Source organism: Arthrobacter koreensis, assembly GCF_009193255.1.
Taxonomy (GTDB): Bacteria; Actinomycetota; Actinomycetes; order Actinomycetales; family Micrococcaceae; genus Arthrobacter_B; species Arthrobacter_B koreensis.
The window spans coordinates 116,795-140,461 of sequence record NZ_WACG01000006.1; the positions used below are offsets into that span (position 1 = coordinate 116,795).

The 23,667-nt window shown below is 65.7% G+C and carries 21 protein-coding genes and 2 tRNA genes; 13 read left to right on the top strand and 10 right to left on the bottom strand.

Annotated elements, in window-relative coordinates; translation table 11 throughout:
• Positions 1–40 precede the first annotated feature (40 nt).
• Positions 41–712: a FadR/GntR family transcriptional regulator gene (locus GD628_RS13170; RefSeq protein WP_152275031.1), complete on the top strand. Its 672-nt coding sequence runs from the start codon at positions 41–43 to the stop codon at positions 710–712.
• A 39-nt stretch (positions 713–751) separates the two neighbouring features.
• Here GD628_RS13170 and GD628_RS13175 read toward each other — a convergent pair whose 3' ends face one another.
• Positions 752–2,917 (bottom strand): RecQ family ATP-dependent DNA helicase, encoded by a 2,166-nt coding sequence (locus GD628_RS13175; protein ID WP_152275032.1) that lies wholly within the window; start codon positions 2,915–2,917, stop codon positions 752–754.
• Between the two features lie 120 nt (positions 2,918–3,037).
• On the opposite strand from GD628_RS13175, the gene GD628_RS13180 reads away from it, so the two are divergent.
• Positions 3,038–4,444, top strand: coding sequence for a phosphomannomutase/phosphoglucomutase (locus GD628_RS13180; RefSeq protein WP_091608226.1), 1,407 nt, complete (start codon positions 3,038–3,040; stop codon positions 4,442–4,444).
• Between the two features lie 4 nt (positions 4,445–4,448).
• Complete coding sequence (locus GD628_RS13185; protein ID WP_091608231.1) at positions 4,449–4,919, top strand: hypothetical protein; 471 nt, start codon at positions 4,449–4,451, stop codon at positions 4,917–4,919.
• A 62-nt stretch (positions 4,920–4,981) separates the two neighbouring features.
• On the opposite strand, the gene GD628_RS13190 is transcribed toward GD628_RS13185, so the two are convergent.
• Positions 4,982–6,877 carry a phosphoenolpyruvate carboxykinase (GTP) gene (locus tag GD628_RS13190; protein WP_152275033.1) on the bottom strand — a complete coding sequence of 632 codons (1,896 nt, stop codon included), beginning with the start codon at positions 6,875–6,877 and terminating at the stop codon, positions 4,982–4,984.
• A 305-nt stretch (positions 6,878–7,182) separates the two neighbouring features.
• Here GD628_RS13190 and GD628_RS13195 point away from each other — a divergent pair.
• A tRNA-Arg gene (locus GD628_RS13195) sits at positions 7,183–7,258 on the top strand.
• A gap of 121 nt (positions 7,259–7,379) precedes the next feature.
• Positions 7,380–8,804, top strand: coding sequence for a dihydrolipoyl dehydrogenase family protein (locus tag GD628_RS13200; protein ID WP_091608235.1), 1,425 nt, complete (start codon positions 7,380–7,382; stop codon positions 8,802–8,804).
• Here the strand turns inward: GD628_RS13200 and GD628_RS13205 are convergent, their stop codons facing one another.
• The 3 genes from GD628_RS13205 to upp form a co-directional block, all read right to left on the bottom strand.
• Complete coding sequence (locus GD628_RS13205; RefSeq protein ID WP_091608237.1) at positions 8,805–9,332, bottom strand: SixA phosphatase family protein; 528 nt, start codon at positions 9,330–9,332, stop codon at positions 8,805–8,807.
• A gap of 124 nt (positions 9,333–9,456) precedes the next feature.
• Entirely contained in the window at positions 9,457–10,311 is an 855-nt protein-coding gene (locus GD628_RS13210; RefSeq protein WP_091608239.1) for a winged helix-turn-helix domain-containing protein, read from the bottom strand.
• A 511-nt stretch (positions 10,312–10,822) separates the two neighbouring features.
• On the bottom strand, positions 10,823–11,458 hold the full coding sequence (upp, locus tag GD628_RS13215; protein WP_091608242.1) for a uracil phosphoribosyltransferase: 636 nt from the start codon (positions 11,456–11,458) through the stop codon (positions 10,823–10,825).
• A gap of 79 nt (positions 11,459–11,537) precedes the next feature.
• On the opposite strand from upp, the gene tadA reads away from it, so the two are divergent.
• The 3 genes from tadA to GD628_RS13230 all read left to right on the top strand — a co-directional run bounded on the left by tadA (position 11,538) and on the right by GD628_RS13230 (position 12,752).
• Positions 11,538–12,032: a tRNA adenosine(34) deaminase TadA gene (gene tadA / locus GD628_RS13220; RefSeq protein ID WP_091608245.1), complete on the top strand. Its 495-nt coding sequence runs from the start codon at positions 11,538–11,540 to the stop codon at positions 12,030–12,032.
• A 56-nt stretch (positions 12,033–12,088) separates the two neighbouring features.
• Entirely contained in the window at positions 12,089–12,577 is a 489-nt protein-coding gene (locus tag GD628_RS13225) for a pyridoxamine 5'-phosphate oxidase family protein (protein WP_091608247.1), read from the top strand.
• A gap of 85 nt (positions 12,578–12,662) precedes the next feature.
• Positions 12,663–12,752: transfer RNA gene (locus tag GD628_RS13230), tRNA-Ser, on the top strand.
• Between the two features lie 58 nt (positions 12,753–12,810).
• Here GD628_RS13230 and GD628_RS13235 read toward each other — a convergent pair.
• Entirely contained in the window at positions 12,811–14,223 is a 1,413-nt protein-coding gene (locus GD628_RS13235; protein WP_152275034.1) for an aminotransferase-like domain-containing protein, read from the bottom strand.
• On the opposite strand from GD628_RS13235, the gene GD628_RS13240 reads away from it, so the two are divergent.
• Entirely contained in the window at positions 14,222–15,214 is a 993-nt protein-coding gene (locus GD628_RS13240; protein WP_152275035.1) for a DMT family transporter, read from the top strand. The genes GD628_RS13235 and GD628_RS13240 overlap by 2 nt on opposite strands.
• On the opposite strand, the gene GD628_RS13245 is transcribed toward GD628_RS13240, so the two are convergent.
• Together GD628_RS13245 and GD628_RS13250 are read right to left on the bottom strand one after the other, a co-directional pair.
• Positions 15,211–16,230, bottom strand: coding sequence for a DUF808 domain-containing protein (locus tag GD628_RS13245; RefSeq protein ID WP_091608255.1), 1,020 nt, complete (start codon positions 16,228–16,230; stop codon positions 15,211–15,213). The two genes, GD628_RS13240 and GD628_RS13245, sit on opposite strands and share 4 nt — an antisense overlap.
• Before the next feature lie 160 nt (positions 16,231–16,390).
• Positions 16,391–17,269 carry a patatin-like phospholipase family protein gene (locus GD628_RS13250; RefSeq protein WP_226802549.1) on the bottom strand — a complete coding sequence of 293 codons (879 nt, stop codon included), beginning with the start codon at positions 17,267–17,269 and terminating at the stop codon, positions 16,391–16,393.
• Between the two features lie 114 nt (positions 17,270–17,383).
• On the opposite strand from GD628_RS13250, the gene GD628_RS13255 reads away from it, so the two are divergent.
• From GD628_RS13255 to putP, 3 genes are all read left to right on the top strand, one after another.
• Positions 17,384–17,839 (top strand): 23S rRNA (pseudouridine(1915)-N(3))-methyltransferase RlmH, encoded by a 456-nt coding sequence (locus GD628_RS13255; protein ID WP_091608259.1) that lies wholly within the window; start codon positions 17,384–17,386, stop codon positions 17,837–17,839.
• 88 nt (positions 17,840–17,927) lie between these two features.
• Positions 17,928–18,587 carry a DUF4232 domain-containing protein gene (locus tag GD628_RS13260; protein ID WP_152275037.1) on the top strand — a complete coding sequence of 220 codons (660 nt, stop codon included), beginning with the start codon at positions 17,928–17,930 and terminating at the stop codon, positions 18,585–18,587.
• Between the two features lie 164 nt (positions 18,588–18,751).
• Positions 18,752–20,254: a sodium/proline symporter PutP gene (gene putP / locus GD628_RS13265; RefSeq protein ID WP_091608264.1), complete on the top strand. Its 1,503-nt coding sequence runs from the start codon at positions 18,752–18,754 to the stop codon at positions 20,252–20,254.
• Positions 20,255–20,359: 105 nt separating this feature from the next.
• Here putP and GD628_RS13270 read toward each other — a convergent pair whose 3' ends face one another.
• Positions 20,360–20,857 carry a hypothetical protein gene (locus tag GD628_RS13270; protein WP_152275038.1) on the bottom strand — a complete coding sequence of 166 codons (498 nt, stop codon included), beginning with the start codon at positions 20,855–20,857 and terminating at the stop codon, positions 20,360–20,362.
• Positions 20,850–21,872, bottom strand: coding sequence for a LacI family DNA-binding transcriptional regulator (locus GD628_RS13275; RefSeq protein ID WP_152275039.1), 1,023 nt, complete (start codon positions 21,870–21,872; stop codon positions 20,850–20,852). Before GD628_RS13275 ends, GD628_RS13270 begins: the two co-directional genes overlap by 8 nt.
• A gap of 140 nt (positions 21,873–22,012) precedes the next feature.
• On the opposite strand from GD628_RS13275, the gene GD628_RS13280 reads away from it, so the two are divergent.
• Positions 22,013–23,662, top strand: a complete 1,650-nt coding sequence (locus GD628_RS13280) for an ABC transporter substrate-binding protein (protein WP_091608272.1) — start codon at positions 22,013–22,015, stop codon at positions 23,660–23,662.
• The last annotated feature ends 5 nt before the right edge of the window (positions 23,663–23,667 follow it).

Genomic DNA, 23,667 nt, shown 5'->3' on the forward strand with positions numbered 1-23,667 from the left:
GGCGGGAAAGGCGGTGAGCTGCCAGAACTAGACTTGGGGCATGGCAGTAACGGACGAGGCGATCACCAAAATCAAGGCAATGCTCATCAGCGGTGAGCTGAAGGCCGGTGACCGGGTTCCGCCTGAAAAGGAACTCAGCGAACGCCTCGGACTTTCCCGCAGTTCGCTGCGTGAAGCGGTCAAGGCGCTGGAACTGGCCCGGGTGCTGGACGTGCGCCGCGGCGACGGAACCTACGTCACCAGCCTCGAACCGGCCATCCTGATGGAAACCATGTCCTTTGTGGTGGACCTGCACCAGGAAAGGGCCGCCGCTGAACTTCTGGAAGTCCGGCGCATTCTGGAACCGGGATCAGCCTCCCTGGCGGCGCGGCGCATCACGCCGGACGCTGCTGCGGAGCTCCGGGCGTGCGTAGCGGCGGTGGAGGAGGACTCCAGCGTTGAGGACCTGATTTCCCACGATCTTGCGTTCCACGCCCTCGTAGCCAGAGCCTCCGGCAACGCCTACCTGCACGGCCTGCTCGAAGGACTGGCGGCGGGCACGCTGCGCGGACACATCTGGAGCGGCCTGATGCAGGACAAAGCAGTGTCCGCCACCCTCGCCGAGCACGCCGCTATTGCCGCCGCTATCACTGCCGGGGATCCGGACTTGGCCCGCGCGCTGATGACAGTGCACGTCAGCGGTGCTGAGTCCCGCATCCGCGCTGCTGCCTAGAGACACTGCTTCCCACTCACCTTGCCAGGTCTGCCCCGCTCAGGCCTTCAGCGCCAGCACGAACGGCAGGACGGATTCAACGCCGGCCAGGCGCAGGGTGCGGCCGGCTTCGGTGAGCGTCCAGCGGCTGTCCGCGAAGTCATCCACCAGCAGCACCGGCCCGGGATTCTCCGCGAACCAGGCCGCTCCCTCCGGTGGAACCGCGAACTGTTCCCAGACCGATGCCAGACGGAAGGCACTGTTGCCGCCGGAGCCGCCGGTCGGTCCGCCGTGCGGCAGCTGCAGGGCCCCCAGATACGGAATCCGGCCCAGTTCGGAAAGCCCCTGCGCCAGCGACGCTACCAGCTGCGGCCGGGTCCGGCTCGGGACAGACACGATCGCCACCGGACGCTGGTCCCAGCCCCACTGTGCCAGCACCTGAACACAGCCGTTGAGCAGCGCCTGGTCCACCGGGGCGTCTTCGGCCCCGGGACCGAAGATTTCCCGCAGCCGTCCGCCCCAGCCCAGATCGGTCAGGCGGGCGAGAGCACGTCCGGTGGAGACAGCGGCGTCGGGCTTGATCTTTCCCTTGACCGGCACCCCCAGCCGGTCCATTCCGCTGGGGTACATGCCGCGCGGATCGATGTCCACGCCCACCCGTGACAGTGCCTGCCCGGCGCTGTCTGCGGCTTCGCTGGCTACCTCGTCCGAGTACCAGCGCCCGGCACAGTTGTCGCAGCGCCCGCACGGCGCCGCGGCCGGATCATCAAGCTGCCGGGACAGGAACTCCATCCGGCAGCCGCTGGTGTTCTCGTAATCCAGCATTGCCTGCTGTTCCCGCACCCGGGCGGCAGCGATCCGCTCGTAGCGTTCCCGGTCATAGCTCCACGGCTGCCCGGTCCCCCGCCAGCCTCCGGTGACGCGTTCGACGGCGCCGTCCACGGCGAGCACCTTCAGCAGCAGTTCCAGCGGGGAACGCTTTAGGTTCACCAGGGTTTCGAGCGCACCCGTGGAGAGCACCGATCCATCCGCAAGCTCGCGGAGCACCGCATTAGCGGGACCCTCAGACGGCATGGAGGACGTGGCGAAGTACTCCCAGATGTCCCTGTCCTCGGCACCGGGCAGCAGCAGCACGTCCGCGTTGGGAGTGCCGCGGCCGGCTCGGCCAACCTGCTGGTAGTAGGCCACGGGGGACGAAGGAGCACCCAGGTGGACCACAAAGCCCAGGTCCGGCTTGTCGAAGCCCATGCCCAGCGCGCTGGTGGCCACCAGCGCCTTGACCTCGTTGTTCTTCAGGGCCGCCTCTGCCGCTTCCCGGTCTGCCGGATCCGTGCGGCCGGTGTAGGCGAGGACGGGGTGTCCCGCTTTCTGCAGAAGGCGCGCAGTGTCCTCCGCAGCTGAGACGGTGAGCGCGTAGATGATGCCGCTTCCGGGGAGCTCCTCGATGTGTGTCAGCAGCCAGGCGAGCCTGCTGCGCGGGCTGGGCAGCCGCAGCACACCGAGCCGCAGTGAGTCCCGGGCCAGCGCACCGCGGATGGTGAAGACCTCTTCCCCGCCGGCAGCGAGCTGCTCTTCCACATCCTTCACCACCCGGGTATTCGCGGTGGCAGTGGTGGCGAGGACCGGCACGGATTGCGGAAGCTGTTCAATCAGGTGCCGGATGCGGCGGTAGTCCGGCCGAAAGTCGTGCCCCCAGTCGGAGATGCAGTGGGCCTCATCGATCACCAGCAGGCCGGAGCGCCGGACCAGTTCGGGCAGGTGGTTCTCCCGGAAACCCGGGTTGTTCAGCCGTTCCGGGGAGACAAGGAGCACATCCACCGTGTCCGCTTCCAGGCGGGCGGAGATGTCCTGCCATTCAAGCTGGTTGGCCGAGTTGATCGCGGCGGCGCGGACCCCTGCCCGGGCGGCAGCGGCAACCTGGTCCCGCATCAGGGCAAGCAGCGGTGAGACGATCAGCGTGGGCCCGGCACCCCGGGCACGCAGCAGCAGGCTGGCCACGAAGTAGACCGCGGACTTGCCCCAGCCGGTGCGCTGGACCACCAGTGCACGCCTTCCTCCCCTGACCAGGGCCTCAATCGCCTCGTACTGGCCTTCGTGGAACTCGGCGTCGTCCCTGCCAACGAGTGCGCGCAGCAGGGCTGTTGCTTCCGTGCGCAGGGCAGCGGCGTCGTCGGGTTCGGATGAAGCGGGGAGGGCTGTGGCGTGCTGGGCGGATACCGGTTCCATACCTTCCACTATTCCAGCCGCCACGGACAGGATCCGACGCCGCGGGAAGAGATTGTGGAAAACACCTCCCGGCGGCGGGCATGCTCCGGCCCGCAGCGTGCCCCCTATAGACTGCAAGGCGTGACTACTGCATTCGATCTTTCTGCGTCCTTCAAGGCCTATGACGTCCGTGGTGTTGTTGGCGAGACCATCACCCCGGAAATCGTGAAGGCCGTCGGCGCCGCCTTCGTCGACGTCCTCGGCCTGGCCGGGGAGACCGTCTTGGTGGGAGGGGACATGCGCCAGTCCTCCCCCGAGTTCATCAAGGACTTCGCCTCCGGCGCCACCGCCCGCGGAGCCTACGTCCTGCTGCTGGACCTCATCTCCACCGATGAGCTGTACTACGCGTGCGGTTCGCTGAACGCGGCGGGCGTGACCTTCACGGCCAGCCATAACCCGGCCCAGTACAACGGCATCAAGATGGCCAAGGCCGGAGCCATTCCGATCTCCTCGGAAACCGGACTGAAGGAAATCCAGGAAGCCGCCGAGCGCTACCTCAACGACGGCGTCATCAACTCGGTGGAGACACCGGGCCAGATCAGCGTGCGGGACGTCCTCGGCGACTACTCCGCCTACCTGCGCGGCCTGGTGGACCTGCGCGGCATCCGCCCGCTGAAGGTGGTGGTGGACGCGGGCAACGGCATGGCCGGCCTCACTACGCCCGCGGTCCTGGGGAACTCCATCCTCCCCGGACTGCCGCTGGACATCATTCCGCTGTACTTCGAGCTGGACGGCTCCTTCCCCAACCACCCGGCAAACCCGCTGGAACCGGAGAACCTCCGGGACCTGCAGGCCGCCGTCGTCGAACACGGCGCTGACCTGGGCCTGGCGTTCGACGGCGATGCTGACCGCTGCTTTGTCATCGACGAACTCGGTGCCCCGGTGAGCCCCTCGGCCATCACCGCCCTGGTGGCGCGCCGCGAAATCGCCCGTGCCAAGGCAGCCGGTGAAGAAGTCCCGGTGATTATCCACAACCTGATTACCTCCCGCGCCGTTCCCGAACTGGTACAGGCCTCCGGCGGGCGTGCAGTCCGCACCCGTGTAGGCCACTCCTTCATCAAGGCGCTGATGGCCTCGGAAGGTGCCGTGTTCGGCGGCGAGCACTCCGCTCATTACTACTTCCGCGACTTCTACAACGCTGATACCGGCATGCTGGCCGCCATGCACGTGCTGGCTGCCCTGGGCGAACAGGAGCTGCCGCTGTCTGACCTGGCCCGCGAGTACGAGCCGTACTTCTCCTCCGGAGAGATCAATTCAAAGCTCGACGACGTCCAGGCCGCCGTGGACCGGGTGCGCAACGAGTACGACCGTCCCGGCGTCACCGTCGACGAGATGGACGGCCTGACCTTCACCTCAGATGACGGACAGTGGTGGTTCAACCTCCGCGCGTCCAACACCGAACCCTTCCTCCGGCTTAACGCCGAGGCAGAGGACCTTTCCACGATGGAAATGGTCCGCGACCGTGTCCTTGAACTAGTTAGGAAATGAGCTCATGGCTGATGTTGAACTGACCGGCGGGGAACCTTCCGCCCAGGTACAGGATGACCTGAACTCGCTGCTGGGCACCGCCCTCGGTGTCACGCAGGAACAGCTCGAAGCGCAGGGTGCCTTCCTGCCCGCCGCCCTGGTGGTGCAGGCCGACGGTGAGCTGCGCATGGTCGCTGTCTCCCCCGAGGAGAGCGACGAGGACCTGGATGCCGAGGCCATGATCGATGACCTCTACACCGTCCTGCGCGACCAGAAGGACCAGAACCGCGCAGTAGCCGTGTTCTCGGACATCACCCTCCCGGACGAGGGCACCGACGCCATCCACGTTGTGGCGGAACACTCCGAAGGCGTGTGCATCTCGGCCATCCAGACCTACTCGCAGGAGGACGGGGCCTGGACTTTCAACGACCCCATCTGGGAATCCGGCGAGCCGATCGTCTGGGCGGCAGACACCGAAGAGCCTTCCGAGTCCTAATCCCGGCTCAAACCAAAGAACAGGCCCCGCACTCCACGTGCGGGGCCTGTTTTTGGCTGAGCCTACTTTGCGGCCGCGAAGCGTTCCTTGAGTTCAGCCAGCTTGGCCGAGAGCTCCTCCGGCAGTGACGCACCGAAGCGGGCGTACCACTCGTCGATGCCGGCCAGTTCGGTCTCCCATTCCGCCGGATCCACGCGCACGGCTGCTTCGACGTCGGCCGGGGTCATGTCCAGGCCCTGGAGGTCGATCGAATCGCCGGTGGGCACAAAGCCAATCGGGGTTTCGACGGCGTCTGCCTTGCCTTCGAGGCGCTCGATGACCCACTTCAGCACACGGGAGTTCTCGCCGAAACCGGGCCACGCGAAACCGCCGTCGGCAGTGCGGCGGAACCAGTTGACCAGGAAGATGGCCGGGAGCTTCTCCTGGTTGGCCTTGGCGCTGAGGGTGATCCAGTGCTTGAGGTAGTCACCGGCGTCGTAGCCGATGAAGGGCAGCATGGCCATCGGGTCACGGCGGACCACACCCACGGCGCCGGCGGCAGCGGCCGTGGTTTCCGAAGAAAGTGTTGAACCCATGAAGATGCCGCTGGCCCAGTCCCGCGCCTGGGTCACCAGGGGAACGGTGGTCTTGCGGCGTCCGCCGAAGAGGATCGCGGAAACGGGCACGCCGTTCGGGGAATGGTATTCCTCGGCCAGCATGTCGATCTGGTCGATCGGGGTGCAGAAGCGGGAGTTCGGGTGCGCTGCCGGGGTGCCCGCTTCCGGAGTCCAGTCGTTTCCGCGCCAGTCCGTCAGGTGTGCCGGCGTCTCGTCCGTCATGCCTTCCCACCAGACTCCGCCGTCGTCGGTCAGGGCCACGTTGGTGAAGATGGAGTTGCCCTTGGCAATGGCGCGCATCGCGTTCGGGTTGGTGCTCCAGCCGGTGCCTGGGGCGACGCCGAAGAGGCCTGCCTCAGGGTTGGTGGCACGGAGTTCACCGTCGTGGCCGAAGCGCAGCCAGGTGATGTCATCGCCGAGGGTCTCAACCTTCCAGCCTTCGACCGTGGGGTCCAGAAGTGCCAGGTTGGTCTTGCCGCAGGCCGAGGGGAACGCAGCCGAAACGTAGTAGTCCTTCTTTTCCGGGCTGGTGAGCTTCAGGATGAGCATGTGCTCGGCGAGCCAGCCCTCGTCCCGCGCCATGACCGACGCGATGCGCAGGGCATAGCACTTCTTGCCCAGCAGGGCGTTGCCGCCGTAGCCGGAGCCGTAGGAGTAGATGGATCGGTCTTCGGGGAAGTGCACAATCCACTTCTCCTCGTTGCACGGCCAGGAAACGTCTTCCTGTCCCTCTGCCAGAGGCGCACCCACGGAGTGCAGGGCGGGGACGAAGAAGGCATCCAGCTCTTCCATCTTCCGCAGCACGTCGGTGCCGATGCGCGCCATGATCCGCATGGACGCCACAACGTAGGCACTGTCGGTGATTTCGACGCCGAACTTGGGGTCCTCGGCGTCGAGGTGGCCCATCACGAACGGGATCACGTACATGGTGCGTCCGCGCATTGAACCGGCGAAGAGCCCGTTCAGCTTGGTGCGCATTTCCGCCGGGTCCATCCAGTTGTTGGTGAAGCCGGCGTCTTCGCGCTTCTCGGAGCAGATGAACGTCTGCTCCTCCACACGGGCAACATCCTTGGGATCAGAGAAGGCCGCGAAGGAGTTGGGGAAGGTTTCAGGGTTCAGGCGAACCAAAGTGCCTGCCTCGACCAGCTCATCGGTGAGCGCCTTGTTCTCCGCCTCGGAACCGTCGACCCAATAGACATCGGCGGGCTGCGTCAGCTCGGCCACTTCCTTGACCCATGCGAGCAGGGCACTGTGGGTGGTGGGCGCCTCGCTGGAGGCCCCCCTGATCTTGCTGTCCTGCAACTGGCTAGGAGCAGCGTTGCCGCTCTCATCGAGAACTAGCTGACGCGCGTCATCGCCCATGACTCTTCCCTTCGTTGGGTCACTGGTGTTTTTTGATGCTATTTCCAACCTCCGGGGGTCCAACGGCGAAAAGATGTTACCAATGTGGCGTGCGACTCCAAGTTTGCCTAGATTTCAGGGGCAGTTCAGCCTGCGGAACCCTTTTGTGTGACGAAGGTCATATAGACCGGTCTAGTTTTTCATCGTAACGGAACTCGATTTGGCGTTCTCCGCAGAACCCCGCTATAGTTATCTACGGCCAAACAGCCACGGAAGAACTTGAAAGAAGCAGGGGAAACCCGGCAACTTCGAGAATATTCCAAAATGCGTGCGTAGCTCAACGGATAGAGCATCTGACTACGGATCAGAAGGTTGGGGGTTCGAATCCCTTCGCGCGCACCACTGAAAAACCCCGTCGAACCTGGATCAATCCCGGTTCGGCGGGGTTTTTTGCCGTCCGGGCACCGGCATTGCGGCCGGGGCCCACTTGCCCGCCGTCCCTGAGGCTGAAAAGCTCGGCGTCATGACTGAATCGCTGGAAACAGATGTAATTGTCCTTGGTGCAGGTGCTGCGGGTGAAAACGCCGCGGGCCGCGTAGTTGGCGCTGGGCTCGAGTCGATCATCGTTGAATCGGCCCTGGTAGGCGGGGAATGCTCCTACTGGGCCTGCATGCCCTCCAAAGCGCTGCTGCGCCCGGGCACTGCCCTGGCGGAAGCCAGCGCGGTGGATGGCTCGCGGGAAGCGGTTTCCGGCAGCCTGGACGTCCCGGCCGTGCTGCGGCGCCGCGATTCGTTTACCTCCAACTGGGACGACGCTTCCCAGGTTCAGTGGGTCAAGGACACGGGCATCGGACTGGTTCGCGGACGGGCCCGCCTCACCGGAGAGCGCACGGTCGAGGTAACGGACGACGCCGGCACTCGGGTGACCATCACCGCGCGGCACGCCGTGGTGCTCGCCACGGGATCTGTTCCTGTTGAGCCCCCGGTGGACGGCCTGGCGGACGTGGAGTACTGGGGCACCCGGGAGGCAACCTCCTCCAGCGAGGTACCGGGGAGCCTCCTGGTCCTGGGAGGCGGGGTGGCCGGCACGGAGCTGGCCCAGGCGTACGCGCGGCTCGGTTCGAAAGTTTTCCTCGTGGCCCGGCACGGGGTCCTGGATTCGCTGCCTGCACCCGCCGCGAAACTGGTCATCGACGCGTTGGAGGCTGACGGCGTCGAAATCCACGGCAATACGTCTCCGGAGCGGATTTCCAAGGACGAGTCCGGCGCGATTGTCATGGATCTGCCGGGCGGACAGCGCCTGGCCGGGGACCGGCTGCTCGTGTCCACCGGTCGCCGACCCGCGCTGGACGGACTGGGACTCGAGGAGCTGGGCCTGGACCCGAACTCGCTGCGGACGGACGACTCCGGGCTGGTGGCAGGCGCCGCAAACTGGCTCTACGCCGTCGGCGACGCCGCAGGCAAGGTACTCCTGACCCATCAGGGCAAGTATGAGGCGCGCGCTACCGGCTCCGCCATCGCAGCGCGGGCGCACGGCGAGATTGGCTTTGGCGAACCTCCGGCCTACAGCCGGTTCGCCTCGACCGCGGACCATACGGCGGTCCCTCAGGTGGTCTTCACGGACCCGGAGATCGCCATGGTGGGACTGAGCCCGAAGGATGCGTCCGCCCGGGGCATCCGGGTGAGCGAAACGTCCCTGCCGCTGAGCGTGGCAGGATCCTCCCTGTTCGCTGACGGTTACACCGGATGGGCCCAGATGGTGGTGGACGAGGACCGCGGCATTCCCGTTGGATTCACGTTCGCGGGACCCGGGGTGGCGGAGCTGCTGCACGCTGCCACGATCGCGGTTACCGGGCAGGTGCCGCTGGACCGTCTCTGGCATGCTGTTCCGGCCTACCCCACGATCAGCGAGGTGTGGCTGCGCCTGCTGGAAAAATACGGGCTGTAGCTAGCCCCGGGGAACCACGAAATCAGTAACGCGGGCGTCTCGCCCGTCCAGCTCCGCCCACGGCACCTCCAGCTGCAGGACGGTCAGTCCGGAGGTCGGATAGTGCGTGGCCATCTCCATGACGGCATCCTCATCCGATGCCACGGAGGCCAGCCGCATGGCAACCTCCTGCACGCCCGGCATGTGCGCAATGACCAGCAGGCTCGAGACAGTCTCCGGCACGTGGTTGATAACGCTCAGAATGCGGGAAGCGGGGGCGTCGTACAGCCGGTCTTCGAGTTTGGCCGTGGGCGCCTTCTCCCCCAACTCGTCACAGACCCAGGTGCACGTCTGCCTGGTGCGCAGCGCGGAGGAGCAGAGGATAAAGTCCGGAACGGCGTCGTTCTCCCGCATCCAGATGCCTGCCTGCGGTGCGTCCCGGTGGCCGCGCCCCGAGAGCGGCCTTTCATGGTCCGAGGTGACCTCTCGCGGCCAGTCTGCCTTGGCATGCCGCAGCAGCATCAGTTTTTTCAGGTGGTGGCCGCTCATGGGCCCAGTCTATCGGCGTCCGGGTTCCCGCCCGGCGGCCCCCACTCAAACGAAATGACAGAAAGTGCTGGTTTGAGGGCTCAAACCAGCACTTTCTGTCATCTCGATAGGGCCGCAGGGACAGCTAGATGCTGTACTCCGGGGCAGCCCAGACAACAACTTCGGGGTGTTCGTAGAAGCGGTAGCCCTGGCCGCGGACAGTGCGAACGGTGTTGGCGAGGCGGCCTAGCTTTGAGCGCAGGCGGCGGATGTGGACGTCGATAGTCCGCTCGTTGGGCACTTCCTCGGCATTGCGCCACAGTCCAGAGAGCAGCTCTTCGCGCCCCACGGTCCGGGAGGCGTTCTCAACGAGGTAGTTCAGCAGTTCGAATTCCTTGAACGTCAGGTTCAGCGTCTCGCCGTCCAGGTGGACCTCGCGGCGGGAGAGATCAATCAGCACGCCGGAGGGCCGCGGTGCACTCTGCTGGACGGGCGACGGCGAGGAGACCTCCTGCCGCGGAGCACGGTTGACCGTGGGGTCGCCCAGGGCCTGGCGGACAACGTCAATGTCCGATCCGGATGCGCCCGACGGCGCCAGCGCAACGGCAGCATGGCTCTGCGCACCCGGGACCAGCGCCTGGACGTGCGCCCGGATTTCCTGTGCGAGTTTGGTCAGCGTGGTCCCGTTGGCGGCAGCAGTGTCCTCATCGAGGCCAACGTAGATCACGAAGCCGCGGGCAACGGTATCGCTGCCGACCGGCTGGGGGCCGGGGGTTCCGGACGGGGCCACGACCGGAGTCGGAGCGGTAATCGGCGTTCCCTCGCTGAGCGGGGAACGCGGGGGGCGGATCCCGGTGGGAACAACCTGGCCGGGGAACTGCTGTCCCGTAACGGGCGCACCGAACGGGCGGGAAAACCCCGTGGGCCGTGCAGGCATTCCTGCGGCCCGGCTCTGGGCATTGCGGAGGGAGATGTGGACGTACCCGGATGCTACTGACATTTTGGGACCTCAGTGGTGAATTGCCGTCTGCACGGCACTATGCAGGGAGTGTGCCCAAGAGAGTGGCGCGGGGTTGCGCCCATCAGATGGACGGGTGTGTTGCCTGGGATGGGGGGTGTTTTTCCTAGGCCTGCATTCGACGACAGCAGCTCTTCCCGCCGGCATTGCTGCCAAAAAGAAGATCTGCGACACATGCTGTCGTGTGGATGTTCACGTTACGGATTATTGCATGTAACAAAGGCATACGCACAAGTAACAATGGTGCGGTTGTCTCACATGGTGGACTTAAACCGCCTAGTTGTGATCGATCTCACCCTTTACGGAAGTCGCGGCAGCAAACGCTTGGTATTACCCAACCGGAATAAATCCCGGATTTATCAGGGAATTTGCACACTCAGCCCGTTAAAGTCACAGGCGGCTCATAAGCACACTTATGAACCGCCTGAAGTCAAGCGTCACCCGAATTGCCCACATAGTGAGACCAATACGGTGGTTTTCCGCGTTGTGGTGGCTAGTGGACGACGCCGTAGAGGCGGTCTCCAGCATCTCCCAAGCCGGGCACGATATAGGCCTTTTCGTCGAGCCGCTCGTCGATGGAGGCCAGGACGATGGTGACGTTTGCGTCGGCCAGTTCCTCTTCCAGCACACTGAGGCCTTCCGGGGCTCCCAGCAGACAGATGCAGACGATTTCCGCGGCGCCCCGGTTGAACAGGAACTTGATGGCTTCGCGCAGCGTGCCGCCGGTGGCGAGCATTGGATCAAGGACGAAGACCTGGCGTCCGGTCAGGTCATCCGGCAGGCGCTCAGCGTAGGTGATGGCCTCGAGGGTCTCCTCATTTCGGGCCATGCCCAGGAAACCAACTTCTGCGGTGGGGACCAGCCGCGTCATGCCTTCGAGCATGCCCAGTCCGGCACGCAGGATGGGAACCACCAGCGGGGTGGGCTTCACGAGCCCGGTGCCGATGGTCGAGGTGACCGGGGTTTCGATATTGACGGGCTCAACCCGGACATTGCGGGTGGCTTCATACGCCAGCAGGGTCACGAGTTCTTCAGTCAGGAGCCGGAAGACGGGGGATGGGGTGTCCTTATCCCGGAGTACCGTCAATTTGTGGGCTACGAGGGGATGATCCACTACTAGTACGCGCATGCTTCCAAACTACCATCGTGGCTTCTCCGCACCCCTGCGGATTTGGGGGCCCCACACGGAAATAGGGGACCATAGCCATATGGAATCGCCCACAGCTGCCCAGCAGGCCTGGATGGAGCTTGCCCTGGAGCAGGCGCGCGCCGCCCTGGACACCGGCGACGTGCCGATTGGCGCCGTCGTCGTAGGCCCGGACGGAAGCATCCTCGGCACTGGACGCAATGAACGGGAGGCGACGGGAGATCCCACAGCCCATGCCGAGGTGGTAGCGATCCGGGAGGCAGCGGCTGCGCTGGGTGAATGGCGGCTGGAGGGGTGCACCTTGGTGGTGACCCTCGAGCCGTGTGCCATGTGTGCCGGGGCGATTGTGCTCGCCAGGATTCCGCGGGTGGTGTTCGGAGCCTGGGACGAGAAGGCCGGCGCATCCGGCTCGGTGTTCGAGATCCTCCGGGAGCCCCGGCTCAACCACTGGGTTGAGGTATTCCCCGGCGTCCGCGAGGACGAGTGCGCCCATCTGCTGCGGGAGTTTTTCGGCTCACGGCGTACGCTGCGCGGTTCCCAGGGCACACAACCCTAAGTATGCTTGCTTTTATTCGTGGACCCGACAACCGACCCCAAGAGCTAGGAGCAGGCATGACCTCGGAGCATCAAGAAGGCGTAGACCGCGTCGTCAAGATTCTTGAACACGCCAAGATCGGCAACCTGACAACCGTTGACCTCCAGGGCAACCTGGTGAGCCGTCCGCTGGCGCTGCAGGAGACCGATTCTGAGGGCAATCTTTGGTTCTTCACCCAGGACCCCTCCCCCAAGGCCGACGAGATCCGCGCCAACCCGCACGTCAATGTGGCTGTGGAGGACAAGAAGGGCTATCTCTCCGTCAGTGGACGTGCCGAAATCAGCCACGACCAGGAGAAGATCGAGCAGCTCTGGAATAGCTCTGCGTCTGCATGGTTCGAGCAGGGCCGGGAAGACCCGTCGATTGCCCTGATCAAGGTCAACAGCGACACGGCTGAGTACTGGGTGTCGGATGAACCCAAGATCGCCACCCTGTTCAAGATCGGCAAGAGCGCCGTAACGGGAGACACCCCGAACGTCGGCAAGAACGACGTCGTCGATCTCTAGTCCGCGCGTGTGCCCCGGCCCCGGAAAGCTGCGGGTCCGGGGCGTTTTGGGGCTGGAGCCAAACACCCGGTAAGGTTGTTCCGTTGGTGACGTGTCCGAGCGGCCGAAGGTGCAACACTCGAAATGTTGTTTGGTGTAAAAGCCAACGTGGGTTCAAATCCCACCGTCACCGCCAGCGAAAAAGGTCCGGATTCCCGCATGGGAAGCCGGACCTTTTTGGTTCCCTCCGCAGCCTAGGCGAGGCTATCCCGAAGCGCCTCGCCGATAATCTGTGCAGCATCGGGAAAGCGTCCGGGCGCAGGCCCCGAATAGTTGAGCCGGATGTAGCGGCCTGCCGGCTCCGCGGGGAACCAGTCATCTCCGGCGGCAATCATCACTCCCCGGGATTCGCATTCCCGCGCCAGAATGTCCAGGTTCGTCTCCTGCGGCAACTGCACCCACAGATTCAGTCCGCCGCGGGGAAGTACTTCGAGGTGCGCTTCCGGAACGTGTTCCCGGATGGCTCCGGCGAGAAGGTCCCGCCGCGCCGTCAGCTGCTGCCGCAGGTTCCTCAGGTGGGTCTTCCAGCCGGGATCCGTGACAACATCAAGCGCGGCTGACTGGAGGACGCCGCTGACGTACATCGCCTGGGCCTGGCTGTCCGTGCGGATGCGGTCCAGCGCCGGGCCCCGCGCAATGAGCCCGGCGACACGCACCGCGGGGGAAACACTCTTGGTCAGGGACCGGATGTAGACAACATGCCCGCTGTCCTCCCGGGCTGCCAGCGGCTGCGACTGCGCGGTGATGCCGAAGTCATGCGCCCAGTCGTCCTCAATAAGGAAGGCGCCGCGGTCCCTGACGATCCCGAGGACAGCCTCCCCGAGCTCCCGTGACCACTGCGCGCCGGTCGGGTTGGCGAAGTTCGGCTGGGCGTAGAACGCACGGGCTCCTGTTTGCTCGAAGGCACGGTCAAGGTCCGCGGGGTCCGGACCGGCTGGCCCGCTGGGAACCGGGACGAGCTGGACCCCGACCTGCGCCGCAGCGAGCAGGGCACCCCAGTACGTGGGCGACTCGATGAGCAGCGGATTTCCGGCTCCCACCAGTGCACGGAAAAGGGTGCTCAGGCCGTTTTGGCTGCCGGGGAGGATCACGGTGTCACTGGCATTCGGTGCGCTGAGGCCCGGCGGGGTCACTGAACCCAGTTCTGAGGCAAACCACGACTGCAGGGCCGGCAGGCCCGCTGACGGAGGGCGGCCGAGAGCGGCCTCACTCCGGCCGGCCCGGCCGAACGCGGCCCGGACAAGCCGCTCCGGCAGTAGGTCCCTGTCCGGATACCCCGAGTGGAGCGCAATTACATCATTCGAGGCAGTGCGCAGGGCAGCTGACGGCAGCGCTGCCAGCTGCCGGGGTGAACCAAGTGCGGCAGTCTGCCAGCCGTAGTCGCTGGGACGCGGAGTACGGACCGTGCGGACGAAAGTACCGACGCCGGGCCTGGACTCGATCAGCCCTTCGCCAATAAGGGTCCGCAGTGCTTTCTGCACTGTGACCGGACTCGCCTCGAACTGTTCCACGAGCCGGCGCGTAGACGGCAGCTGGGCCCCGGCCGGGGCGGCCGCTATCCAGTTCCGCACTGCCGTGACGATCCGCTCACTGCTACTGTTGGACATGAAGCTAAACGATACCGCTACTCTCATTTCTGCGAAACCGATACCGCCAGGCTCCTTCGGACTGTGGTGGGCGCTGCTGGGCGTCACCGTTTTTTCCTTCACGGTCCCCTTTACCCGCATAGCGGTCGAGGACGGGAGCATGTCCCCGCTGTTTGTGGGCGCTGGCCGTGCGGTGGCCGCGGCCCTGCTGGCAGGCGGAGCACTGTTCATCACGCGGCAGAAAGCTCCCCGCGGCCGGCAGTGGATCCAGGTTGGCGTGGTGGCCGGCGGGGCGGTTGCCGGTTTCCCGCTGCTGACGTCTTTTGCCCTGACAGCAGTCCCTGCGAGCCACGGGGCCGTAGTCATCGCGGCGCTGCCTGCTGCCACCGCTGTGGCCGCAGTCCTCCGGACAGGAGAACGACCCGTCCGTTCATTCTGGTTGGCTGCGGGCGCCGGGACTCTTGCTGCCCTGTGCTTCGCCCTGTTTCAGGGCGGCGGGTTCGGCACCCTCCACGGCTCCGATCTGCTGCTGTTCGCCGCGGTGATCGTCTGCGCAGTTGGCTATGCGGAGGGCGGCATCCTGTCCCGGAGCCTGGGCTCATGGCAGACCATTTCCTGGGCCCTGGTGCTGGCCTCGCCCCTGATGGCTGTGCTGACCGGACTCGCGGTGGCCCAACAGCCTCCGGCAGGGACCGCTGCCCAGTGGGGAGCCTTCGCCTATCTGTCCGCAGCCAGCATGTTCCTTGGATTCATCGCCTGGTACCGAGGCCTGTCGATCGGGCCCATGGCACAGGTCAGCCAGGTCCAGCTGGCGCAGCCGGTCATGACTATCTGCTGGGCCGCGGTCATCCTCCAGGAGTCCATTGGCTGGCAGACCGTCCTCGGCGGAGTCACTGTGGTGGGGTGCGCGCTCCTGGCTGTCCGTGCCCGGAACACAAGCGTGCCCCTCCCGGCGCGAGTCGGGGCGGGAAGCGCTCCGCCCGCGGCGGATCGCACACCTTCTCCCGGCTAGCCTGCGTCGGGATTCGCCTTCTTCGGCCGGTGCCCGGCGAGCGCGGCCCGGGTGTCGCCGGGCTCGTGCCCGTCCTTCTTCTTGCCGAACGGCAGGATTTTCTTCAACGGCACCAGGACGGCCATGACTACCAGGCCCCAGGCCAGGCCGGCGACGGCCGAGCACAGGGTGTTGACGAGCCAGCCGAGGAATCCGCCCACAACCGCTATCCCGGTGAAGGGATGCTCCAGCACATGCACAAGGTCATAGGGCGCGTGCCAGCCCAGATCCGAGGCACCCACCAGCATGATGTGGCCGCCTACCCAGAGCATGGCGATGGTTCCCACGAAGGTAATGGCAGCCAGCACGGACGGCATGCCCTTGACCAGCAGTCCGCCCACGCGCTTGGAGGCCTGGGAGTCCTTGGTTGCCAGGTGCAGGCCAATGTCATCCATCTTCACGATCAGCCCAACGGCGCCGTAGACGAGCACCGTGATCGCGATTGCCACAACTACGAGGATGACGGCACGGATCCAGATGGAAGCGTCCCCCACCTCGTTCATGGCGATGACCATGATTTCGCAGGAGAGGATGAAGTCGGTGGTGATGGCGCCCTTGATGACCTTGGACTCGGCGTCGGGCCCCCGTTCGACTGCGGGCTCCTTCTTCGCCTCATGGTGTCCAAAGAACTTGTGCCAGACCTTCTCCGCGCCCTCATAGCAGAGGTAAGTGCCGCCGAGCATGAGAATGAACGGGATGATTCCCGGGATGAATGCGCTGATCAGCAGCAGCGCCGGCAGGATGATGAGCAGCTTGTTGCGCAGCGACCCCCAGAAGATCTTCTTGATCATGGGCAGTTCACGGGACGGATCCGCCCCGGACACGTACTGCGGTGTCACTGCGGCGTCATCAATAACGACGCCGGCGGCCTTGGCTCCCGCTTTCGCGGCGCCTGCCGCGATGTCATCCACCGAGGCTGCCGCGATGCGGGCCAGGGCAGCGACGTCGTCCAGCAGCGCTACGAGTCCGCCGCTCACAGCCTGCCTCCGGCGGTGGGAACTGCGAGGTCTCTCAAGGAAGCGCCCTTCAGGCGCGGATATGCCATACCGGGATTATAGGTCTGAGCCGTTCGCATCGCCGTGGTTTTCCCCTTGGCGCCGCGGGGCGGCCGCTGCCCTCTCCTCAGCCTGCCGGCCCTCAGGCCCAGAAGTCCCGCAGCGCCGCCGCGGCCTCAGCGCCCTGCCGCCGTCCGGCCGCCGACGCCGGGATCCGGGTGGAGCGCAGCAGTGGATTCGCCCCAAACTCACGCAGGGCGGCTTCATCAGCCTCCACGACGAACGTGGAGCTGTGCTGCTGCAGCTTGGCCAGTGCCTGCGGAAGGCTGGGACCAAACGGACTCACCGGTGCCTCCGGACCGCAGGCCAGCACCAGCACCTTTCCGTATCCCTCGGCGACGTCGGCATTGGTGGCTGAGCGCATGCCGCCGTCCATGTAGGGCCGGCCAAGGATAGTCACCGGAGGCCACACCGTGGGCACCGCACAGCTGGCCGCGACCGCCCGGGCCAGTTCGACGTCGGACGTTGCATCCAGGACCGTGAAGGAACCGTCCTCCGCATCCACCACCGCAATCCCAAAGGGTTTGTCCGGCCATTCAGCCCGGGGAAGCAGCGAGCGGATGCTTGAGACCCATTCCCCTTCGGTCATTACGGCGGGAGTGGTGCGCGCAAGCTGGCCTACCCGCGCCCGGGCCGCCTTCTCGTCGCCGTCGCTGCGTCCCGCCGTCGCCGTGAGTTCGATGAACGCCTCACTGCTGAAACCGCTGGGGTCCTGGTACGGCACATCGGTTCCCTGCGCGGCGAGGGCCTGCTCCGCGTCGTCGAGCTGTGCCGCCAGGACCTGGGGCAGCAGGCCGGAGCGAAGCGCGGCGCCCACCATCGAACCGGCGGAGGTGCCCACCACGAGGTCCGCCGCGTTGAGGTCGATACCGTCCTCCAGCAGCGCGGCTAGCACGCCCATTTCCCATGCGATCCCCGCTACTCCCCCGCCACCGAGGACAACCGCCCGTGTCTGGCTCATGCTGCGCTCCATTCTCTGTGCGGGACCACTGCCCGGGAGTCTAGACCCGCAGCCTGTCCAAGGCAGCCGGGCAGCGGGTTTCTGCCCTGTTCGCTGCCGGTATTCAATAGAGCCATGGCATTACGTGTTCTGATGGTCGGCCGCAAGCACGAGGACTGGGTGGTTGACGGGATCCGCCGCTACGAAAAGCGGCTGAAGAAGCCCTTCGACCTGTCCTGGGTGTCGATTCCGCATTCCGCGAGGGAAAACGACGCCGCCCGCAAGGAAGAATCGGAGCGGCTGCTGGGGAAGCTGGGCAGCGACTACGTGATCCTCCTCGATGAGCGCGGCAAGGCTATTACCTCCCCGCAGCTGTCGAAGACTCTGCAGAAACCGCTGGATAATTCGCGCAATGTCACGCTGATTATCGGCGGTGCCTACGGCGTGGACCAGAGCGTGCATGACCGCGCGGACTTCGTCTGGTCCCTCTCTCCCCTCGTCTTCCCGCACCAGCTGGTCCGCCTCATCCTCGCGGAGCAGGTCTACCGTGCCCAGGAGATCGCCGCGGGCCGGCCGTACCACCACGAATAGACTCCGGCGTCCGTAACAATTCGGTGTGCTTCGGGAAGGCACCGCGGTGCGGTTTGACCACGTCAGGCCACAGGTTCAGGGTGAACCCATGAGAACCAAGGTTTCAGTTTCCCCCTCCCTCGTTTTTGCCGGGCTGCTCACCGCCGGCCTGGTCCTGACCGGCTGCTCCGGCGGCAACGACGCGAAGGAGACACCCTCGCCGACGCCTTCCGCGAGCAGCTCGGCGAGTACGACGGCGAGCGCGCCGGCAAGCGGCTCGGCAAGCGGCTCAGCGAGCGCAAGTGCCGCGCCGCAGACTCCGGCTCCCGGCCCCGCAGACGGGGCGCCGCTGTGCACGGCGGACAAACTATCCGCCGATATCGAAGACACCCCCGGCGGCGGTGCTGCCGGCAGCGTCTACCGGGACCTGGTCCTGACGAACACCTCCTCCGAAGCGTGCTCCACTTTCGGCTATCCCGGCGTCTCCTACCTTGGGCAGTCTGGGACCCAGGTAGGCGCTCCGGCTATCCGGTCCGAGGGAACCGAAGCAGTCACGGTCACGCTGGAACCCGGGCAGTCCGCGGTTGCATCGCTGCAGGAAACCCGCCCGGAGAACTACGGAGACGAATGCTCCCGGGTGCCGGTGTCCGGGCTTCGGATTTTTCCGCCGGATGACACGGCCTACCTCAATATCTCGCGGGCCGGGTACGGCTGCAGCAGCGAAAATGCACAGCTCCTCCAGGTCGGGCCGCTGGCCGGGCCGCGCTAGCACAGCGTTCTTCAGGCAGCCAAAACCGGCCGCTGGCAAATTGGCCGTCCCCTTCGGCACTTGGCATACTGTTGGGCACTTGTGGCCCGCGCCACCGATTTTGTGTGCGCGCAGGCCGTCTTGACCCGACGCAAAAGTGATACGGAACCGACCGGAACGGCTACATGACAGACGAAACGTACAAGCTGATTGCCCTGATCATTTACATGGCAGCCATGCTGGGAATCGGATGGTGGGCGTACCGCCGTACCTCGGACCTGGATGACTACATGCTGGCCGGGCGGGGCCTGAAGCCGGGCGTTGCGGCGCTGAGCGCGGGCGCCTCGGACATGTCCGGCTGGCTCCTGATGGGATTGCCCGGCGCCATCTACCTGGCCGGCCTCGCAGAAGCCTGGATCGCCGTCGGACTCACCATTGGTGCGTGGCTGAACTGGAAGTTCGTCGCGCCCAGGCTGCGTTCCTACACGCTGGTTGCCAACAACTCGATTACCGTTCCGAGCTTCCTGGAGAACCGCCTCAAGGACCGCAGCCGGATGCTCCGTGTGGTGTCCGGCATCATCATCCTGGTCTTCTTCACCTTCTACGTTTCCTCCGGCATGGTGGCCGGCGGTGTGTTCTTCGAGAGCTCGTTCGGTTCCAGCTACACCACCGGCATGCTGATCGTGGGCGGCGTGACCATCGCCTACACCCTCTTCGGCGGATTCCTGGGCGCCAGCTACACCGACGTTGTGCAGGGCATGATGATGCTCCTCGCCCTCATCGCCGTACCGCTGGTGGGCATCTTCCTCGTCGGGGGCCCGTCCGGCATGGCTGAGTCCCTGCGCGAAATCGACCCAACCATGCTCAACCCGGTAGCCGGCACGACGGCGCTGGCCGTGATCTCAGCGCTCGCCTGGGGCCTGGGCTACTTTGGGCAGCCGCACATCATCGTCCGGTTCATGGCCCTGCGCTCCCCTGCGGACGCCGTAGCGGGCCGCCGGATTGGGGTTGGCTGGATGCTGCTCAGCGTTCTTGGTGCCGTGCTCACAGCGCTGGTCGGTGCTGCCTACTTCCAGCAGAATGACCTCACGCTCAGCGATCCCGAGGCCGTCTTCCTGAGCATGGCGGAAGTCCTGTTCCATCCGCTGGTTGCCGGCTTTGTGCTGGCCGCCGTACTCGCCGCCATCATGAGCACCATTTCCTCCCAGCTGATCGTCACGTCCTCCGCACTGGTGGAGGACCTCTACAAGATCGTGGTCAAGAAGGACGCATCCCAGCGGATGCTGGTCACCCTGGGCCGCGCTGCCGTGCTGGTGGTCTCCGTGGTGTCCATCCTCCTGGCACTGGACCGCAGCAACTCGATCCTCGACCTGGTCGGTTTCGCCTGGGCAGGTTTCGGTGCTGCCTTCGGGCCGACCATCCTGCTCTGCCTGTTCTGGCGCCGGCTCACGACCGCGGGTGCGCTGACCGGCATGGCTGCCGGCGCCGTCACAGCCTTCGCATGGGGCAGCTCCGAGCTCACCTCCACGCTGTACGAGATCATCCCCGGCTTCGCCGTGAACCTGCTGCTCGCCGTCGTTGTCAGCCTGCTCACCCGGGCTCCGGAGGGGCTGGACAGCGACTTCGATGAGGCGAGGGACCTTGCCCGGCGCGGCGCGGAGGAACCGGACGCTGTTCCAGCCCATTAGCTGACCCGCGCGCTGCGCGGGTTGGAAGCGGACGGCGGCGGCTGCGCGGGTTGGCTGGACCGGGACGGCTGGGGCGGACCGGTCCAGCCAAAGGCAGCCGGCGCTTCAGCCGTCCTGATCCCCGTCGTCGTCCTCCTCATGCTCAGCGGCCGGAATTTCGGTGAGGAGCATGGTTCCGCCCCGGTACTCCACCCGCCATTCGAAACGCTGCTTCCAGCTCCCGCGGGAGACGATCCGCTCCCGTCCGATGCCTCCGTACGGTGCGTACCACTCCACCTGCCATCCGGCGCGGAGACGGGCCAGCGCGGCCTCGACGTCGCTGAACGCCGCATGCTGCGCTGCCTCCTTGCGCCGGCGGAAGTACGCCTCGGGAATCCAGAGGAGGAACCCGAGCAGGAAGCTGCCCACCAGAAGGTATGCCACGGCGTCGCCGGCCCGGGGCGGAAGCCAGGTACCGAACGGCAGCACGAGCAGCAGCGGAAGGAGCAGGCCCCAGCTGCCCAGCATCATCGCCTGAACAACCGCGGTCCTGCGCCGTGCCCGGGCCAGCCGGGCTGCCGCGGGGCCAGTCACCTCGACCGCGCGCAGCACTGGCTCAGCCATGGTCCGGACCGGCCGTAGTTGAACGCAGGATCAGGCGGGTGGACAGCGCCACCGGCTCAGCCGGTTTCCCGATCATCACGCGTGAGGTCAGCTGCTCCACGGCGTGCGCTGCGACGAGTTCCGGGTCCAGGTCAATGGCGCTGATAGCCGGCGAGGAGGAACGGGTCTGTTCCGAGTCGGCGCCTGCCACCAGCTGGACCTGACCCGGCAGACTGATCCCGTGTTCCGTGAATTCGTCCAGGATGCCGCGGGCATGCCGGCCGGTCAGGCAGTAGACCGCGTCCGGCAGGTCACCGTCGCGGAGCAGCTCCCGTGCTGCGGAGCGCCCTCCGTCCATTCCGTCCGCTTCGGGCCGAGCAACCACCCGCGCCTGCAGGCCGCGCTCCCCGGCCCATTGGTGGTAGGCGGCGGTGGACTCCAGGTTCCAGGAGTTCCGGTCGCACCCGGTCACCAGCGCGATCCGTTCCGCGCCGCGCTCCCGGAGCAGGTCAAGGATCCGGACGGTGTCCTCACCGTCCCCTGAGCCCACCCAGTTCGTAAAGGCGGGCCGGTCCGGAACACGGCCAATCGTGATGAAGGGCAGGGAGGCATCCTGCAGCAGGTCCAGGACCGGGTCCGCTTCGAGCGGATCGGCAATGATGTAGCCGTCCAGCGCCAGGGCCAGCGGCGGGCGCGGAAGTTTGGAGAGATCCCGCACCAGCATCACGCTCAGGTTCCGTTCCAGGCATTCAACTGCCACGGCGCCGGTCAGCCGGGTGAAATAGTCGACGCCGGAGGGCCGGTAGGTGCCCAGGGTATCCAGCGGGCGAAGCATCAGTCCGATGACGCCCAGCGGACCGCTGCGCATGCCGCGGGCCAACGGATCAGGCTGATACCCGAGCCGGTCCGCTGCTTCGATGATCCGCTGCCGGGTCGCTGCAGCCAGCGTTCCTTTTCCATTCAGGGCATGGGACACCGCGGTGATGGATACATCCGCGGCACGGGCGACGTCGCGGATAGTGGTTTTTGACTGCAATATTTCTCCGTTCGTTCAGCTCCCGGTAACGGTTACGTAACGGTAGGGGAAGATCGACATATAAAACGTTTTATACACCTATATCTGGAAAGGAGCGGGCAGGAATCGCCCGGCTAGGTCCTCTTTTTGGAAGGGTGCATATGAAAAAGGCTGTACTTCCCACAGCGCTGGCACTGTCAGCCCTGCTGGCCATCACATCCTGCAGCAGCGGCTCCGGCAGCGGCGGGGCAGCAGCGGACGGCGGGGACCGTCTGGCGGAACTCGCCGTGACAACCGACGCGGCAACCGGCGACCTTGACTCGGCGAGCTGGAACCTGCCGTTTGGCGAACCGGCATCCCTGGATCCCATCCTGGCGTTCAACTACCCGGAAAACACGGTCGTCGCGAACATCTGCGAAGGCCTCATGATGATCCAGCCGGACTTCACCGTGACGCCCAACCTGGCCGAGTCCTTCGAGACCGACGACGGCCAGACCTACGTCTACCAGCTGCGCGAGGGCGTCACCTTCTGGGACGGCAGCCCCATGACCGCGCAGGACGTGGCGTACAGCCTCAACCGGCACCTTGATCCGGCCGAGGGCAGCTACTGGGCGTCCGACGCCGTCAGCGGCAACGTGGCTTCCATTGAAGCGACCTCTGAATCCGAGGTCACCATCACCCTGAAGAACCCGGACTGGACCTACAACTCCTACATGGCCACCCCCATGGGCGTGGTGGTCTCCGAAGAGCACCGCAAGGCCGCCGGGGAGTCCTACGGAACCCCGCAGGGCGGAGTCATGTGCACCGGTCCGTTCTCCGTCGAGGAATGGCAGAGCGGCCAGAGCATCACCCTGGCCAAGAACGAGAACTACTGGAACACCGAGCGCACCCCCAAGGTGGACAGCCTGGAAATCCAGTTCATCGTTGATCCAGCCGCCATTACCAACGCCCTGGTTTCCGGCGCCATCGACGGCTCCTACGACGTTCCGCTGAGCGCCGTGTCCCAGCTTGAAGCAGCCGGCAACGGTGAACTGATCCTGGGCAAGTCCCTGCAGATGCTCGCCATCATCGCTACCGGCGACGGCCCGCTGGCGGACCCTGCCGTGCGCAAGGCGCTCTGGACCGCCACGGACCAGGATGCTCTGGCCGCCACCGTGTACGAGGGCACCGCACGCCCGTCCGTCTCCCTGATTCCCGACGGCGGCTGGTCCTTCGCGGACGACGTCTTCTCCTCCGCGCGCGCCGAACTTCCCGGTGCCGGTGCCGACGTCGAGAAAGCCAAGGAAATCCTGGCAGACGCCACGGCAGACCTGTCCGAGCCGATCACCATCGTCTACCCGACGGAACGGTCCTTCTACGCGGACATGATCTCCGAGCTCAGCCGCGCCGGCAAGGAGATCGGCCTGGACGTCCAGCCCGAGGGGGTTCCTAGCGCCCAGTTCGGGGCCTTCTTCTCCGACCCGGAGGCCCGTGCCGGCCACGGAGCCTTCGTGACTACCAACTACATGGACGTTCCGGACCCGCTGGTCTTTCTGCGCACCATCGTGCAGGACGGCGGTTCGCAGAACTTCTCCGGCTACTCCAACCCGGAAATCGAAGAGCTGATCACCAAGGCAGAGGCCACCGCTTCGGAGACCGAGCGCGCCGAACTGACTGCCGAGATCGAGGCCCTGGCCATGGAGGACATGCCGTGGCTGCCGATCCTGGACCCCTCCGTACGGCTGTTCATGAGCGACCGCGTCACCGGGGTTCCGGCGTCCTTCGCCTACCTGTACTACCCCTGGGCCGCCGACCTCGGCGCAGCAGGGTAAGCAGG